The sequence below is a fragment of the Chitinophagales bacterium genome, from assembly GCA_019638515.1.
Lineage (GTDB): Bacteria > Bacteroidota > Bacteroidia > Chitinophagales > LD1 > UBA7692.
On the sequence record JAHBTS010000004.1, the window covers coordinates 64,808 to 82,566 of the forward strand.

Below are 17,759 nucleotides of genomic sequence, written 5' to 3' on the forward strand. Positions count from 1 at the left end.
TCCCTATTGATAATTCAATTATATACAAACTGTATTTGTGCAGTTCCATAAATGATGTATTTCTATTTTGTCCTTACTGTTGGGTTACCTATTAGGAGTTTCATACCCAAACAACATCTACACAATAATCATTGAATAATAAAACACAAGTCTAAAACTGAAAATAAACAAATGGTGTTTCACTTGTTTTCATATAGATACCCAAAAGGAATATGATAAGCGCATAAATACTCCAACGCAAGGGGCGTCTTAGATTGAATCCCAATCTTTCAATCGCATATTGCTGATTCCGACCTGCCCATTCCATTAAAATAAAAAAGAATATCAAACCAAACATGGCTGCTGGTCTTATACTTGCGTTGCTGAATATGTCTATTTTAGGAATTGACAATATAGATACTGAAAAAATTTTTGAAAAGTAATCTACTGCAAACGAAAGGCTCTCGGATCTGAAAAATACCATTCCAAGTGTCATTAAAATAAATGTTTGAAACATTTTGACTATGACTTTTGGCTTAGGAATTCCCCAATAATATGTTTCAATTATATTCGGTTTATACATGGCGCCTGATAAAATAAGGGGAATAAAAAGTAACCCATTATATGCTCCCCATAATATAAACGTCCATCGATCTCCATGCCATAACCCACAAATTACAAAATTTACAGTTATAGCTAAGATCATTCCCCATTTTCCCCATTTACGCCATATGAAATTTAAAGGCATAAATATGTAATCTGTTAGCCATGTAGTAAATGAAAGATGCCACCTACGCCAAAACTCTGCAACATTTTGTGAAAACAACGGATAGTCAAAATTCTTTGTGATATTGAAACCTAATACCTTTGCTATCCCAGTTGCCATATCTGAGTATCCTGAAAAATCAGCATACAATTGAATTAACGCCAACATTGCAGCAAAAAGCAAGGTACTACCCGTTTGCAAATGAATATCTCCATCAAATACTTGATTTACATATCCTACAAGGTTATCTGCAATTACTGCTTTCTTAAATAGACCCCATAAAATTTGTCTTAGCCCATCTACCACACCCAAATAACTAAATACCCGTTTATTCTGAAGTTGAGGAATTAAGGTTGCGGGTCGATCAATTGGCCCGGCAAGAATACAAGGGAAAAAAGCAATATAGGTAGCAAAGTCAATAAAATTGTATGTAGGCTCTATTTCTTCTTGATATATATCAATAATATAGCTTAACAATCTAAAGGTATAGAAACTTATTCCAATAGGTATAATAATCTTAATGGTGTGGAGGTTCGTCTGCAATCCTATAGTTTCTAATAACTCTTTGACTGAGGATATAAAAAAATTGAAGTACTTAAAATATAACAAAACACCAACTCCAAAAACTATACCCAAAGAATATAACAGTCTTTTTTTTCTCTCAGTTTTTGTCTTAAAAACAGCTATTCCTAAAATGTAAAAAACTATAGTTGAGATTATTAGTAAGGGCAATATTTTCCAACTTACCCAAGAGTAAAATATATAGCTTGCAATGAGCAAGAGTATATTTTGCATTCTTGTTTTTTCCCAAAATACAAAATAGTAAACTGCAAAAACTAGAATAAAGAATATACAAAAATTAAACGAGTTAAAAATCATTCTCCAAAACTTAACTACAATCTATAATAATCTTTGCATAATACTCTTTAAAATAGCTTTACATATAGTAGCACTTAATTTACAATTTTGACTCTATTAGCTCTATCAATGTTCCCATATTCTTTAACTTATTAAGTTCTTTGAGCTTAAACTTTACATTAAAAGTTGCTTCAATTTCTGTAATAATTTGCATATGAGATAGTGAATCCCAACCATCAACATCTTTTGCTGTTAATTCATCTCGCAATTCAAAACGATTGTGCTTTAATACCTTTACAAGGATTTCATGAATCTTACTTAAAACTTCTGTTCTTTCCATTTTACTTTTTATCTTTTTCCATTAATAGTTTAGTGTGATACGGTAAGTAGGCTAGTATTTGGTTATTCTTGGACTCAACTCTTTTTACAATCCTATATCCAGCCTTTTGATATGCCCTAATGGCACTAATATTGTTCTCAAAAACTTGCACATACGATTTTATGCCGTGTTCATGTTGATTATACACTTTCTCTAGGTGTTTCTCAATAATTTTTCCAATTATACCTTTTCCTTTGTGTTCGGTTGTTACAAACCCATATTCTAGTTGATGCGTATTTATTTCTCTCTCAATTTGAATATCTTTCAACACATTCATAATATCATATAAATGCGCAATATTCTTTTTAGGTAAGAAATAACCCAATAGATTACTTTTTAATACCGATGATGGCATATTATCTTCATTTTCTCCTTCTATCCAACCACCGAAAGCAGCAATGGGCAACCCTCTAAATTCTGCAACTATGAAACTGCTCAACGAAAATTCACAACCGTCTATTCCTTCTTCAAACATTTGAGTTAAATACTTCTTTAGCTCTAATTCTTCTATGCAAAAGATTTTCGACAGTCCTATTATGGATGTACCACTTTTCTCGGCACTAATTACTGTTTCAACTAAAAAGGGAATGTCGCTATCCTGGGCTTGTCGAAACAAATACTCACTCATTTTCTATACGTTTCTTAATCTGTACTCTATCTATTTTATCACTACTATTAACTGCAAATCTAGATACAAAATGATACCTTGTAGGTATCATGTACACTGGTATCTTTGAATATAGATATTCTTTTAGTTCTTCAACTAAAGATATTCGTTCATTTGACTCTATGGCTAATGCTATCTCAGTATTATTTGAACTATTTGTAAAGGTAACTGCAACAACATTTATATCTTTTAAGAACTCCCTACAATGAAACTCTATCTCACCCAATTCTATTCTATACCCTTGTATCTTAACTTGGCTATCAGCACGTCCAATAAAATCAAAGTTTCCTGTGGAATTTCTCACACACAAATCCCCTGTTCTATAAAATCTAATTTCCCTGCCTTCAATATTCTTAAAAAAGAATTTTTCTTTATTCATTTTATCATTATTGTAGTAACCAGCCGTCAGCTGTTTACCACTTAAACACAATTCCCCCGCTTCTCCTATATCGGCAATTTCATTCTTCTCATCAAAAACCTCTATATAGCTGTTATACATTGCTTTACCAATAGATAAAACATCATTCTTCACCTCATTATTGCTGGTTCTGTTAAATGAATATCGTGTGCAATATATTGTGTTTTCTGTAGGCCCATATACATTATCAATTTGAGCATTGGGAACACACTTAGCCCACTCATTAACAATTGACAAATAGAGTGCCTCTCCACAAAACATTGAATACTTCATTTTGGGGCAATCTATTTCATCAAAATATGGTCTTAGGTAATTAAGCATCGATGGCACCATTAGTGCCATTGTCAACTCGTGCTCATCCATCAACTCATAGATATAGCTATACTTAATTTTATCTTTAGGAATTGTATAAACACAACCTCCAACTAACAGAGGTATTAAATAGGACACTACTGACAAATCAAATGTTAGTTCAAACATCTGTAAACAACGGTCTTCATGATTTAGCTCATAACCCAAATCCCAAAAAGATTCAACAAAGTACGCTAAATTCTCACGCGAGATAGGAACGCCCTTTGGAACACCTGTACTTCCTGATGTAAACAAAATATAAGCAATTCTCTTATCATCTACACTTACAGGATTATACATCTCACCTAAAAAGCGTACATTATTGTATTTTGTTGCAATTGTATTAGAACCACCAAAATGTATCACCTTGTCAGTCGAGTCTAAAACTGTCGTAATATTTACTTGCTCTATAATTGAACAATTTCTTTCATGTGGAACATCAGGATTGATAGGAATATAAGCCTTGCCCTCTAGCCAAAGAGCGAAAATTGACGCGTATGTCTCTAAGTCATTATTTGCAATTAAAGCAATTACTTCATCTGAATTATCCTTTAACAGACTTCTTATACTACAAACTCTCTCTCCAAGCTGTTTGTAAGTAAAATATTCTCCTCCTATATAGAAGGCGTTTCTCTCTGAAAATTTTTGAATTGAATTTAAAAATGGGCTTAAAACTTTCTCTTGAAACACGGTATGATTTTTATAACATTATATTGTTCAATATAGTCAAAAACTTACTTTTCTAATGTATTGTTTTGAACAAAAATATCCAATTGTACTGAATATTATGGTCTTCTTGTTTATACAACAATAAATATAACTCAACCCTTACTATTTATCGGTCATACTTATGCTATTTGTTTTTACTTTTGTTGAGTACTCTAATGCAAAACAACATAAAAAGCCAGCGTTAATTGGGTTTCTATTTATCTGAAGACTACTATATCTTTTTTCAAAAAATAATATCTACCTACCTAATTTAATGATAACGTTTATTCAAAATCTATTGTTGTTTTTATTCTTTTCTGTCATAGTATATATTTTCTGTTTAACTTCAATGGGTATTTTTGGTTTACCACTATTCCCACAAAATTTAAAATACAGAATCGGAGGTCCCGGGCATACCTACTCTAGGCTTTCGGAGGTAAAGAAAACACAAAACGTTGATGTGTTATTTTTAGGTTCATCACATACTTATAGAGGCTTTGATACAAGAATGTATGAACATGTGGGCATAAAATCTTTCAACTTAGGAACCAGCGCCCAAACACCTATACAAACAGAAATACTGCTACATAGGTATTTAGATAGCCTACATCCCAAACTTGTAATATATGAGATATGCCCTGCTACTTTCTTGCTAGATGGAGTTGAGTCTTCTCTCGACCTTATTGCAAACGACCGAAACGATTTTGGCTCATTTAAAATGGCCTTAAAACTAAACAATGTAAAAACCTATAACTCGCTTATTTACGGTATTGTTCGCGATGCTCTCAATTTAAACACCAGCCATGTAGAATCTGCTAAAAAGGGTGATGACTTATATGTTTCTGGCGGCTTTGTTGAAAGAAAAGTGCAACATTTTAAACCAATTTTAAATGGAAAAGAAGAGATTGACATAAATGCAAACCAGTTAACGGCTTTTACACAAGTCATGCATCTTCTAAAAGAAAAAAATATTAAAACCATTCTTGTTAATGCACCTATTGCACCCATAAAATACCACGAATACGCAAACACTCAGTATTTTGATAGCCTCATGCAGACTTATGCAGATTACTATAATTTCAACAATATATTACACCTGAACGATTCACTTCATTTTTACGACTCACACCACTTAAACCAAATAGGCGTAAAAATATTTAATGAGCAGTTAATTGAGATTATTAAAGAGAAAAAACTCTTGCCCAGCCAAGAGGCTTCCTTATAGTACACCCTCCAAAAAAGGAAAACCCAAACTCTTTTTTACCTTCGCCTCCATGCAAGTTTTTAATAGTATTTTAGAAACCATTGGCAACACGCCTTTGGTGCGAATGAACAAAATCGGAAAACCCGGAATAGAGGCCGATGTTTTTTTAAAAGTAGAGTATTTTAATCCCGGCAACAGCATTAAAGACCGTATAGGTTTAAACATGGTTATAGAAGCCGAAGAAAAAGGATTTCTACAACCGGGAGGAACCATCATAGAATGTACTTCGGGCAATACCGGCATGGGCTTGGCACTTGCTGCTGCCGTAAAAGGATACAAATGTATTTTTACCACTACCGATAAGCAATCGAAAGAAAAAATAGATGTGCTGCGCGCCATTGGTGCCGAAGTTATCGTGTGCCCTACCAATGTAGCACACGAAGATCCGCGCAATTACCACATGGTGGCAGAGCGACTCGCCAAAGAAATTCCAAACTCGTATTTTATTAACCAATACGAAAACTTAGATAACCGCTTGGCACACTACAAAACCACCGGCCCCGAAATTTGGAAGCAAACCGAAGGAAAAATTACCCACTTTATTACCACCATCGGCACCGGAGGAACCATTTCGGGCACAGCAAAGTATTTAAAAGAAGTAAACCCCGCCATTCAAGTAATAGGTATTGATGCTTATGGTTCTATTTTAAAAAAATATAAAGAAACCGGGGCAAAAGACATGAACGAAGCCTATCCATACTTGATTGAAGGAATTGGACAAGATATAGTGCCGGGTAATTTCGATTTTGATGTAATTGATTTTATTGAACAAGTAAGCGATAAAGATGCTGCGCTCATGTGCCGAAAACTTGCCAAAGAAGAAGGCATTTTTGTGGGCTATAGCGGAGGTGCAGTAGTGCAGGGCGTGCTTCAACTGCAAAGCAAGTTAAAAAAGGGCGATGTGGCAGTAGTAATTTTGCACGACCACGGCAGCCGCTACATAAACAAAGTGTATAACGATGATTGGATGCGCGACCGCGGATTTTTAAAAGATGAAGTTATTACCGCCAAAACCATTGTAGAAAGAAAAAATATTAAGGAGCTGGTTTTTGTTTCGCCCGAAGAAACGGTTGCAGATGCTTTTAAAAAAATGAAAACACTCAACCTTACCCAACTTCCGGTAATAAAAGCCGAAGAAATTATTGGCAGCATTACCGAAAATTCTATTCTGCAATTGCTAATGGAAAACACCCACAACCGCAATAGCAAAGTAGAAGTAGTAATGGCAAAACCTTTTCCGGTGGTGCCGTTGCAAGCCACCGCAGCAGAAATATCTAAACATATTTCTAAAAGCAATACCGCAGTAATTACCAAAGCCAACTCTGGCGATTGGAGTATAATTACCGAGTTCGATTTAATAGAAGCATTGGCCTAATAATTTTGCCCTTGCATTTTTTTATACATTTCGGGTTCTAAAATTGTATTCCCTTGTGTCTTAAAGTTGATATTCATACACATATTATACCTAAACACCTGCCTCGCTGGGCAGATAAATATGGATATGGCGGCTTTATTCATTTAGACCATCATAAAGCCGGATGTGCGCGTATGATGCGCGATGATGAATTTTTTCGCGAAATTCAAGACAACTGCTGGGATGCCAAAGTGCGCATAAAAGAATGCAACCTTCACAAGGTAGATGTGCAGGTGCTTTCTACCATTCCCGTACTGTTTAATTACTGGGCAAAACCCAAAGACTGCTTAGATATTTCGCAATTCTTAAACGACCATATTGCAGCCATTGTGCAGCAATATCCCAAACGGTTTATTGGGTTGGGAACTATTCCCATGCAATCGGCAGATATGGCTGTAAAAGAAATTGAACGCTGCAAAAAAATTGGTTTGGTTGGCATAGAAATTGGTTCAAACATAAACGACCAAAACCTAAATGAGCCGGCATTTTTCCCCGTTTTTGCCGCAGCCGAAAAATTGGGCATGAGCATTTTTGTTCACCCGTGGAATATGGTAGGCACCAAGCAAATGAGCAAGTATTGGCTGCCTTGGTTGGTAGGCATGCCTGCAGAAACTTCGCGTGCTATTTGCAGCATGATTTTTGGTGGCGTTTTTGAGCGTTTCCCAAAGCTAAAAGTAGCATTTGCACATGGTGGCGGTGCTTTTCCATCGGGCATTGGCAGAATTGAACAAGGCTACAAAGTGCGCCCCGATCTTACGGCTATTGATAACGATGTAAACCCGCGTAACTATGTTGGCAAATTCTATATAGACTCGCTGGTGCACGATGCTCCATTCCTTAAATACCTAACCGAAACCATGGGCATTGATAATATTTGCCTCGGCAGCGATTATCCTTTCCCGCTGGGCGAAGCCGTGCCGGGAACTTTAATAGAAAGTATGGCATGGAAAAAAGGTGAAAAAGAAAAACTACTTCACCAAAATGCTTTCAATTGGCTAGGCTTACATGCTGCCGATTTTTAATTTGCTATTGTGCTGGCGGCTTATTCATGTGGTATAAGTGCATTTGATCCTGCGGATTAAACGCTGGTTTTTCGGCCAAAATTTCATAGAAATCTATCGGAAAAACATACTCCTCCCAGCTATCTATTTTCCCTATATTGAATAAGTTTTGAAAATCGTTTGAAATAGATAAATGCTCAAAAGCACTCATTTCTACCTGCGGTGTTCTAATAAAATGAATAATGAAACCCTTTCTGCGCAATGCCGAAACTACTTGGTATAAATTGCCCACTTCGTATTCGTATGCCTTATTTATTTGCTCGCAAATTTGGTGAATGCGCAACTGCTCCCATTCGTTTTCGCTTTCGCGGGTAAATAAATCTTTAATATAGACTTTACCGCCCGGTTTCAATACTTTCTTTACTGCATCTATTGCCAACGGCTTGTTTTTAGAATGCCCAAACGATTCCAAAAAAATTACCCTGTCGAAAGTTTCTTTCGGAAACAAATCGTTTAAAAAATGGTAGTCGCCCAAAGTAACTTTCACCTGTGCCGCTACATTCTTTGCTTCGGTATTGGCAGTTGCTTTCTCTGCCTGCACTTGCGAAATGGTGCAAGCCTCAATTTTAATTTCGGGTAGTTGCTGTGCAAAAAAAGATGCCGGACCGCACACACCGCATCCTGCATCAATAATATGCTGGCCGTTTTGCAGTTGTGCACTCTCTATGGTGTACTTTAAATAATCTTCTACATTATTGGTGCGAAAAGCCTGAATTACTTCGCCATATACTTGCAAAAACTTATCGGTGGTGGCATTGTAAAAATCTGCCACTCCCGCTGCCGGAGCTTTCTTTTCTTCCTTTTTTCCAAACCAATTCACACGGTAATTGTAGTAACTTATTATGGCTTCTTAAAAGAAATTACCTTTAGCCAACTTTTGTAAAAATTATTTCCGCCTTTTTACATCACCTTTGCAAAACAGTTTCTCTTACATCAACTATATTTCAATTACTATGAATGCTTCTTTAAGGAGCCTTTTGGGCTTTGTTGTTTTAATAATTGCCGCCCACAATCTTTCTGCTCAAGGATTTAAAAAAGATACCGTATTGGCAACCACCACTGCCGATACTATGCAAACGTACTACTTGCCCGAAGTGGATATTGTAAACTTTAAAACCAGTGACGAATGGCGCGAGTATTACCAAACCATGAGCCGTGTAAAAAAAGTAATGCCTTATGTAAAAATTGCCAACCAACTGTATGTAGAACTGCAAGCCAAAGAAGAAAACAGTAAGCGCAAAGAATATAGGCACTACCGAAAAGATTTAGAGAAAGAAATGCGTACAAAATTCGAGAAAGAATTGCGCAACCTTACTATTAGCCAAGGTAAGGTATTGGTGAAACTGATAAACCGCGAAACCGGCAACAACTGCTACAAAATAATTAAAGACGTAAAAGGTGGTTTTAATGCCATGATTTGGCAAATGGTAGCCAAGCGCTACGACTATAATTTGAAAGAAAACTACAACCCCAAAAACGAAAAAATGATAGAGCTTGTAATTAAGCAATTAGGAAAAGACTACAACGTAAGCGTGCAATAGCAACTTGTATTCTCCTCGTTGGCAATCGGCTCATTTCGTTTATTTGCAGCAAATTTTACCGAAACAAAAAATATGAGCGAAACAAAAACCACACCCATTAGCGCACTGGGCGAATTTGGCTTAATAGAACATCTCACCAAACATTTTGTTGCACAGCATCCTTCTACCCAAAAAAGTATAGGCGATGATGCTGCCGTAATAGATTACGGCAATAAAAAAACAGTAGTGAGTACCGATTTGCTTGCCGAAGGCATCCATTTCGATTTAATGTATATGCCGCTCAAACACCTAGGCTACAAAAGCATTGTGGTAAACCTATCCGATATTTATGCCATGAATGCCCAACCTAAACAAGTGCTGGTGAGCATGGCACTTTCGAGCAGGTTTACGGTAGAAGCTGTAAGCGAAATATATGCAGGAATAGAGCATGCCTGCAAAGTGTATGGTGTAGATTTAGTTGGGGGCGATACCACTTCTTCGCAAAGCGGGTTGGTAATTTCTGTTACTGCTATTGGCGAAGCAGCCGAAGAAAACATTGTTTATCGCAGCGGAGCAAAACCCGGAGACCTGCTCTGTGCCACAGGCGATTTAGGTGCCGCCTTTCTGGGTCTGCAAATCTTGGAGCGCGAAAAACAAATTTGGCTGGAGCACCCCAATGTTCAACCCGAACTCGGCAACGAATACTTAATTAAAAGACAACTAAAACCCGAAGCCAGAAAAGATATTATTTCCCTTTTTGAAGAATGGATGCTAAAACCAACCGCCATGCTCGATATAAGCGATGGGCTTGCCAGCGATGTATTGCATTTGTGCAAGCAAAGTAACGTTGGCTGCGAAATAGAAGAAGCTAAAGTACCCATAGCCGAAGATACTTACAACACCGCCCTAGATTTGGGTTTAGACCCTATTGTTTGCGCCCTAAACGGTGGCGAAGATTACGAACTGCTATTTACCATTTCGCCCGAAGACGAAACCAAACTATCTGATGAAATCGCCATTTCTATTATAGGCACCATCACAGAGCCTGCACAAGGAGCTGTTTTAAAAACCAAAGGCGGCAATTACCACCGCATTACAGCACAAGGATGGAAACATTTTTAAAAAGCAAAACCCCCGAAAATTCGGGGGTTTTGTGATTCTGTCGGGATTCGAACCCGAGACCCATACATTAAAAGTGTATTGCTCTACCAGCTGAGCTACAGAATCGCAGCTTTTATTTTTAAAGCGGCTGCAAATATAGCCCTATACTTAAAAATACCAAACAGAATTTTAAAAAAGTACTGCAAGGGCAAATAAATTCACAAACAAAATTCATTACGTTTGAAAAGTGAACTCTATTTTACAACTACACCAGCTCCAAAAAAACTATGGAGGCTACTTAGCTACCAATAATGTTTCGCTACAGGTACAAAGTGGTAGCATATTCGGTTTGCTCGGGCCAAATGGTGCCGGCAAAACAACCCTTATTAGAATGATAAACCGCATTATTTTTCCCGATAGCGGCACTATTTCTTTTAAAGGAATGCCTTTGGCAGAGCAGCATACGCAACTTATTGGCTACATGCCCGAAGAGCGCGGCCTATACAAAAAAATGAAGGTGAAAGAACACCTCGTGTATTTGGGAATGCTAAAAGGACTATCGCGTAAACTGGCAACTCAAAAAACCGAAGAATGGTTCAAAAAGTTTGAAATAGAAAACTGGGCAAATAAACGTATCGAAGAACTCTCTAAAGGTATGAGCCAAAAAGTACAGTTTATTGGAACCGTACTGCACGAACCCGACCTCCTCATCTTAGATGAGCCTTTCAGCGGACTAGATCCAATAAATTCTTTATTGATAGAAAAAGAAATTAAGCGCTTTAAAACCGAAGGAAAAGCCATTGTTTTTTCTACACACCGCATGGAGCAAGTAGAAGAAATTTGCGATACCATAGCGCTCATAAACAAAGGAAAAAACATTTTGAACGGAGAAGTAAAATCGCTGAAACAACAGTTTAAGGAGCATAAATTCCAAGTAGATTTTAATGGAGCTTTACCCGAAAGTATTCACCAAACATTCAAGGTGTTTTTGCAGGAAGAAAACAACATTACCATCAGCAGCCAACACAAAAGTTCTAACGATGTGCTGCGCTATTTCTTAGAGCAAAATATTGAAATAACCTCCTTTAAAGAACTGTTGCCCACCATCAACGAAATTTTTATTAAAAACGTAGAAACCGCTACTGCATGAAAAAAGTTTGGATAATTATTCAACGCGAATATTTAAGCCGTGTTCTTACCAAAAGCTTTTTGCTAACAACACTGTTGGCGCCCATCGGCTTTATTGTGCTTATAGTGGCTACCGTTTGGGTAAATTCTTTAGGTACCAGCGAAAAGAAAATTGCAGTAATTGACGAAAGTGGCGTGTTTAAAGATACCCGCTTTCCCGATGCCGAAAACAAATCTGTGTACTTCTTTTATCCCGATATGCCTTTCGATGAAATTTACAACAATATTCAAGCAGAAGGCAAGGCGGCTAAATTCGATGCGCTGCTGCGCATTCCTGCGGGTTTTGATGTAATGAAACCCAACCGTATTGGCGTGCAACTATTTACTGCCGAGCGCCCCGGGCTTTTTATGAAACAATACCTTACCGAAGTAATTGGCGATGTGGTGCGCAATAAAAAACTACAACAGCAATCTATTCAACCCGAAGTTGTTGAAAGCCTAAACGAAAAAATTATCATCAATTATTCTTCCGGTTTAGGCAACGAAAAAGCCGGCTTTACCGAAGTGGCTTCTATAATTGGCTACCTCATTGGCTTTATAGTATATATTGCCTTGTTTGTGTATGGCAGCATGATTATGCGCGGAGTGAAAGAGGAAAAAACCAACCGCATTGTAGAAGTACTTATTAGCAGCGTAAAGCCTTTTCAACTCATGCTGGGTAAAATTATTGGCATAGGCATGGTTGGCTTAACGCAGTTTGTGCTATGGGCTATACTTATTACACTTTCAAACTTTTTTATGGCAATAGTATTGGGCATAACTGTAAACAGCCCTATGGCAATACCCGCTTCTCCACAAGCAGGCAATATTGATGCAGACGAAATTCGGTTGCTGCTGAGCCATGTTTCCGAAATACACTTTTTGCCGCTCACATTGGTTTTCTTATTCTTTTTTATTGGTGGCTTTTTACTTTATGGTGCACTCTTTGCCGCCATTGGTGCAGCGGTAAACGATGATGGCGAAATGCAATCGCTTACTTTGCCTGTAACTATTCCAATTATAGTTTCAATTGTGCTGCTCAGCAATGTAATTGGCGAGCCCGATGGCAACATTGCATTGTGGGCATCTATTGTGCCTCTATCGTCTCCAATTATTATGCCTTCTATTATGCCGTTTGAACCTCCGCTTTGGCAAATACTGCTTTCGGCCATTCTATTGGTTGGCGGCTTTCTTTTTACTACTTGGCTGGCAGCTAGAATTTACAGAACAGGCATATTGATGTATGGCAAAAAAGTAACCTTAAAAGAATTACTTAAATGGGGTTTAAAGGGTTAATCCTTTTCACGCTTCTAATGGCTGCTGTTTTCCACTAAGCACTTACACATGAGTTACCTGCTCGATTTTGTAAAAACATTCAACACTGCCGAAATGCTGCAGTTTAAGCAGTTAGATGTAATTGGTAAAGAAGAGCTGCTGCGCGATGCTTATGCTAAACTGGCGCAACAAAAAAATTTCGATGAATACTCACTACCCAAAAAATTCAACCTTTCCGTTTCGCATTTCGATAAAATAAACTCTGTTTTACTCCATAAAACCATACAGCTTTTTTATGGCAGCAACTATCTTTTGCGCCTTACTACCTTAGTTAAAAAAGGGCTGAGTACGCTTATGCTGCACGAGTTAAAAATAATGGAGCGCAGCATTGCACAACAAAAAAACCTAAACGAAACACAGTCTTTTTATGCCGCCACAGTTGAGGCGCTTTGTGCAGTATTCCACCCAAACTACAACGAAAAATTGGCGCTCGCCTACGGAAAAAAATACTTAGAATCTTTAGGCAGCAAAAAAACACTATCTGATGAAACATACGTTGCCATGCGCATTCACCAAAGCACAATGATAGCACAAGCAATGGCCGGCAACGAAGAAACCTACCGCACTACAGCACAAAACACGCTCCGCCTTTGGGAAAAAAGATTACAACACTCTTCAGATAAACAAGCACTCTTCCATTTGCATTTTGCCCAAAGCTGCTTTGTAAAATTCTATGGCAGCGATGTAGCTATATTTTTAGAAGCCTTAGCGAAGTGCAAAAAAATTCTTCCACACCTGAAGCAAGAACAACAAAACGACTACGGTTTTAAAGTGCTATGCGAAATTGCATTTGGCAATATAGAAGCCGAAAATTTTAAGGCTGCCGAAGAAAGTTTAGAAGCTGCCTTTGCCTTGCCCTTTGTTGATATCACCAAACAAAGCTACCAATCGGGCAACTACTTAAATGTGTGCTTAATCAATAAAAGCTATACCAAAGCTGCACAAATATTTAAAACACAACTAGAAGTGTTTTTAAACGAAAATATTAACTGCTCTTTGCGTTTTGATGTGCTGGTTAATGCCATTATGCTGCATTTGCACCTTCAACAATTCGATACTGCTTTTGCTTACTTACAAGAAATGCAAGCATATAAACGCAACCTGATTACACCATTGGGGCAATTGCTTATGCGTATCTGCGAAACGCTTTTTTTCTACTGCAAGAGCGATTACAAAATGGCAATGGTGCTTGCCAAGCGCAATATCCGGTTTTTAAACCGCCCCGAAAACAAGAACCCTCAGTTTCGTTATCATCTACAATTTATGAATTGTATTTGGCGCTTTAGTCAGCAAAGAGAAAAGGGGCAAGCAATAAGCGAAACGCTGCTACACGAAAAGAGCAAACTTTATGGCGGCATATACCATGTTTTTAACCAATTGCTTTAAAAAAAAACACTTCATACATACAGTAAACTCTTACTATAAGTATGAAGTGCTTTTACTAGAAGCATTAACTGCTTCTTATTGCATTTTAAGAATCTTAAATTCTGTTCTGCGGTTTTCTTGGTGTTGAGGCTCAGAGCATTTTACACCATTGCTGCACTTGTTTTTCAATTTGGTTTCACCATAACCTACAGCCAATAAGCGCTTAATATCAATACCTTTTGATTGCAAATAATCTACACAAGATTTTGCACGTTTTGCTGAAAGTACCAAATTGTATTGGTCGCTGGCACGGCTATCTGTGTGTGAGCTAAGCTCTATTTGCATATTAGGATACTTCTTTAAGATGTCTATTAAATTATCTAACTCTTTAGCTGCATCGGGGCGGATATTCCATTTATCTAAATCGTAGTAGATATTATCTAAACGCACGGTTAAGCCTTCGCGCAATTGGTCTAAAGTAAGCTCTACCAACTTGGTAGTGCCCGGTTTTTCGCCTTTGGTGTTGATGGTTTTGGTAGCAGTGCTGTAACCATCCTTAGATACAGTAATAAAGTATTCTTTATTAGGCTCTATTACATATTTGCACTTGCAATCTGCTCCGGTAGTGCAAGTTTTTCTAGCTCCGCTTTCTTTTAGTTGTACTTCAACCAGCGCATCGGCCAAATTTCCTTTGTTTCTTTCTTTTGCACAAACTATTAAAGTAATTCCTTTAGAAGGATCTACTTCAGGCAGATTAGCAGTATTATCTACAACGGCTGCCACCGGTGGTTTTTCTTTAACCGGAGAAAGTGGAATAGTAAAATTCGGATTGCTTAATGCTACCTTAATGCTAGTTGAATTGGTTTCGTATTTATCTTTAGAAGCTTCAAATTTGTACTCTTTTCCCGGGTCGGCAGTAAAGCAGAAGTTTCCTTTATCGTCTGTTTTTTTGCTGGCAACTGTTTTATCTACCAACAGCATGTTCACGTTAGCTTCTTTTAGCGGAAGGTTTGTTTCGGCATCTACCACTGTACCGCAAATTTTTACGCCTTTGCGTTGCAACTTGTAAATATCGTCATCGCCTTTACCTCCTGTGCGGTTAGAAACAAAATAACCCAACTTGCCGCTTTCGTCTAACACATAGTTAAAGTCGTCTGCTTCGCTGTTAATTGGTGCTCCTAAATTAGAAACGCCTCCCCACTCGCCATTGGCAAAAGTGGCTGAATATACATCTAAACCTCCCAATCCGGTTCTTGAATCGGATGCAAAAAACAATGTGCCGTCATCGGAAATATATGGAAACATTTCGCGACCCGGAGTATTTACTTTTTGTCCTAAATTGGTAGGAGTGCCCCAACCGTTTGCTTCTTTGAAACTTACATACAAATCTGTTTCGCCATATCCACCGGGCATATCGCTAATAAAGTACAAGCGTTTGCCATCTTTAGAAAGAGTTGGATGCCCCACAGAATACTCACTGCTGTTGAAAGGCAACTCGCTTGGGTTTCCCCATTTTCCTTTCACTGAATCGAACTTGGCGGTATAGAGCTTCAACTTTACTATTCTGTCTTTGCTTTTGCCTACTTTTTTCAGAATGTTGCTACGGGTAAAAATCATTTCACCAAAGCCTTTGGTAAAGGTTACCGGACCTTCGTGATACTTGCGGTTAATTTCTTTTGACTTGGCAAGTGCCTTCACTTTTCCACCGTTTGAAACAAATAGGTCGTAGTATTTTTTATCGGTCCAGCTATCGGTTCTTCCTACAAAAGCACTGGTTCCTCTATTGCTTGAAAAAATTATTGAATTATCGCGATAGTAAGCCACACCAAAATCGGAGGCATCGCTATTTTCGGCAGTAGCAGCTTGAATGCTGTGTGTGCCGTTGTCTTTCAGTAATTCTTCAACACTTACCAAACCATTTGCCAATTCCGAAGCGCGTGCATCGCCCGGATTCAACAGCGCATATTCATTAAAAACAGCATCGGCTTCTTTATATTTTTTATTGGCGCGCAATGCCAAACCGTAAAGCAATTTATTGTTGGCTTTAGCATTGGGCAATTTTGCCAAACTTTCGAGCAATGGCTCGGCTGCGGTATAGTTGTTTAAAATAAGGTAAGTTCTTACCAGCTTTTCTTTGGCTTCTATATTGTTTTCATCTTTTTTTAAAGCTGCTTTATATTCTTCGGCAGCATCCGGAAAAGCAAACTTTTTAAAGAGCCTATCGCCTCTGGAAACTGCCGGATTATTATTGTTGGCGCTAATTGCCTGAGTGGTGTTTGCCGATACGGCAGTGGTGGTGGTGGTGGCAGCTTTTTTTGCCTTCGCCTTTTTGGAAGTTGATTGCGCAAACACACCAATTGTTCCAACCAAGAAGGTGCAAAGCAGTAAAACGATTAGTTTTTTCATCACTTATATTTTGTGTTGGTATAGTTTTAAATTGGTTTAGAAATAGCGCACAGAGCGAGGGTTTACAACGCGTTTGCCTTTAAAATCGAAATCGTAACCCAGCATTACCTCATGCGTGCCACTGGTATAAGGAGAAAGTTTTGAAACTGTAAGATCGTAAGCATAACCAATGCGCAATTGGCGTGTAATATTTACTGCTGCCATAAAGCTGTAAGAGTCTTGCAAACGGTAACCTGCGCCCAACCAAACTCTATCTACAAAAATGAATGCTACGTTAAAATCGAAATCTATAGGTGCATATTTAGGAACATATTTCATTAAAACGCTCGGCATAAATTTTACCTTTTTACCGAGGTTGAAAACATAACCTGCAGTTGCATTTATGTGGGTGTAGCGTCTTGCTGCAGAACCTCCTGTTTCGTATATTTTAAAATCTTTTCTAAGAGCACTTTGCAATAGATTAGGTACAGCAAATCCTACAAAGAATTTTTCGCTGTAGATATAAAAACCTGCCGAAACGTTGGGCAACCAAAGGCTTAGGTTGTTGCCTGCAAAACTAGGATCGGCCGGGTCGCCCGTTTTTACATCATTCAGTTTATTGTTGTAATTGGTAAAGCCCGCACCTATGCCTAAAGCAATTTTTACTTTCTTCTTTTTTCCTACCGGAATTCTATATGCAAAATCGAGCATTAGGTTGTTGGTGTTTGATACGCCTAATCTATCGTGTGTGTATATTAAACCCAATGCAATATTGTTGTTGCGCAATGGAGAATGAATAGCTACCGAAGCTGTTTGAGGCGCCTTTGGAACATTCACCCACTGATGGCGGTAAATGGCAGTGGTGCTAATAACCTCTCTGCTTCCTGCATAAGCCGGATTCAAATACAAGCCGTTAAAGCGATACATGGTGTATTCGGCATCTTGCTGAGCCATGCCGTAAAGCGCTGTAACGAGTGCGCAAATGGTGAGTATTTTTTTCATTCTATACCTAATTGAACGG

The 17,759-nt window shown here is 38.0% G+C and carries 15 protein-coding genes and 1 tRNA gene; 8 read left to right on the top strand and 8 right to left on the bottom strand.

The genetic code is table 11. The features are described from left to right. Window positions 1–151: 151 nt before the first annotated feature. The 4 genes from KF872_08620 to KF872_08635 all read right to left on the bottom strand — a co-directional run bounded on the left by KF872_08620 (window position 152) and on the right by KF872_08635 (window position 4,108). Window positions 152–1,540, bottom strand: a complete 1,389-nt coding sequence (locus KF872_08620; protein MBX2903610.1) for an MBOAT family protein — start codon at window positions 1,538–1,540, stop codon at window positions 152–154. A gap of 163 nt (window positions 1,541–1,703) precedes the next feature. After that, the gene (locus KF872_08625; GenBank protein MBX2903611.1) at window positions 1,704–1,943 is read right to left on the bottom strand and encodes an acyl carrier protein; all 240 of its coding nucleotides are present in this window, start codon (window positions 1,941–1,943) and stop codon (window positions 1,704–1,706) included. A 1-nt stretch (window position 1,944) separates the two neighbouring features. Then, a complete protein-coding gene (locus tag KF872_08630) occupies window positions 1,945–2,610 on the bottom strand; it encodes a hypothetical protein (GenBank protein ID MBX2903612.1) in 666 nt (221 codons plus the stop codon). Then, complete coding sequence (locus KF872_08635) at window positions 2,603–4,108, bottom strand: amino acid adenylation domain-containing protein (protein ID MBX2903613.1); 1,506 nt, start codon at window positions 4,106–4,108, stop codon at window positions 2,603–2,605. Before KF872_08635 ends, KF872_08630 begins: the two co-directional genes overlap by 8 nt. A gap of 367 nt (window positions 4,109–4,475) precedes the next feature. Here KF872_08635 and KF872_08640 point away from each other — a divergent pair, with 367 nt between their 5' ends. Genes KF872_08640 through KF872_08650 form a run of 3 tightly spaced genes read left to right on the top strand, consistent with a single transcriptional unit; the run spans window position 4,476 to window position 7,826 of the window. Beyond that, entirely contained in the window at window positions 4,476–5,351 is an 876-nt protein-coding gene (locus tag KF872_08640) for a hypothetical protein (protein ID MBX2903614.1), read from the top strand. A 49-nt stretch (window positions 5,352–5,400) separates the two neighbouring features. Beyond that, entirely contained in the window at window positions 5,401–6,765 is a 1,365-nt protein-coding gene (locus KF872_08645) for a pyridoxal-phosphate dependent enzyme (protein MBX2903615.1), read from the top strand. A gap of 53 nt (window positions 6,766–6,818) precedes the next feature. Next, a complete protein-coding gene (locus KF872_08650) occupies window positions 6,819–7,826 on the top strand; it encodes an amidohydrolase (GenBank protein MBX2903616.1) in 1,008 nt (335 codons plus the stop codon). A gap of 4 nt (window positions 7,827–7,830) precedes the next feature. On the opposite strand, the gene KF872_08655 is transcribed toward KF872_08650, so the two are convergent. After that, window positions 7,831–8,685, bottom strand: a complete 855-nt coding sequence (locus tag KF872_08655; protein ID MBX2903617.1) for a class I SAM-dependent methyltransferase — start codon at window positions 8,683–8,685, stop codon at window positions 7,831–7,833. Between the two features lie 133 nt (window positions 8,686–8,818). On the opposite strand from KF872_08655, the gene KF872_08660 reads away from it, so the two are divergent. Further along, window positions 8,819–9,406 carry a DUF4294 domain-containing protein gene (locus tag KF872_08660; GenBank protein MBX2903618.1) on the top strand — a complete coding sequence of 196 codons (588 nt, stop codon included), beginning with the start codon at window positions 8,819–8,821 and terminating at the stop codon, window positions 9,404–9,406. A 72-nt stretch (window positions 9,407–9,478) separates the two neighbouring features. After that, window positions 9,479–10,507, top strand: coding sequence for a thiamine-phosphate kinase (thiL, locus tag KF872_08665; protein MBX2903619.1), 1,029 nt, complete (start codon window positions 9,479–9,481; stop codon window positions 10,505–10,507). A 32-nt stretch (window positions 10,508–10,539) separates the two neighbouring features. Here thiL and KF872_08670 read toward each other — a convergent pair. After that, window positions 10,540–10,612 (bottom strand) — tRNA-Lys (locus tag KF872_08670). A 121-nt stretch (window positions 10,613–10,733) separates the two neighbouring features. Between KF872_08670 and KF872_08675 the strand changes: the two genes are divergently transcribed. Genes KF872_08675 through KF872_08685 form a run of 3 tightly spaced genes read left to right on the top strand, consistent with a single transcriptional unit; the run spans window position 10,734 to window position 14,374 of the window. Further along, complete coding sequence (locus KF872_08675; protein ID MBX2903620.1) at window positions 10,734–11,636, top strand: ATP-binding cassette domain-containing protein; 903 nt, start codon at window positions 10,734–10,736, stop codon at window positions 11,634–11,636. Continuing rightward, window positions 11,633–12,949, top strand: a complete 1,317-nt coding sequence (locus KF872_08680) for an ABC transporter permease (protein MBX2903621.1) — start codon at window positions 11,633–11,635, stop codon at window positions 12,947–12,949. Before KF872_08675 ends, KF872_08680 begins: the two co-directional genes overlap by 4 nt. A 48-nt stretch (window positions 12,950–12,997) precedes the next feature. Then, complete coding sequence (locus tag KF872_08685; protein ID MBX2903622.1) at window positions 12,998–14,374, top strand: hypothetical protein; 1,377 nt, start codon at window positions 12,998–13,000, stop codon at window positions 14,372–14,374. Between the two features lie 75 nt (window positions 14,375–14,449). Here KF872_08685 and KF872_08690 read toward each other — a convergent pair whose 3' ends face one another. After that, on the bottom strand, window positions 14,450–16,759 hold the full coding sequence (locus KF872_08690) for an OmpA family protein (protein MBX2903623.1): 2,310 nt from the start codon (window positions 16,757–16,759) through the stop codon (window positions 14,450–14,452). Window positions 16,760–16,795: 36 nt separating this feature from the next. Further along, entirely contained in the window at window positions 16,796–17,740 is a 945-nt protein-coding gene (locus tag KF872_08695) for a type IX secretion system membrane protein PorP/SprF (GenBank protein ID MBX2903624.1), read from the bottom strand. Window positions 17,741–17,759: the final 19 nt, after the last annotated feature.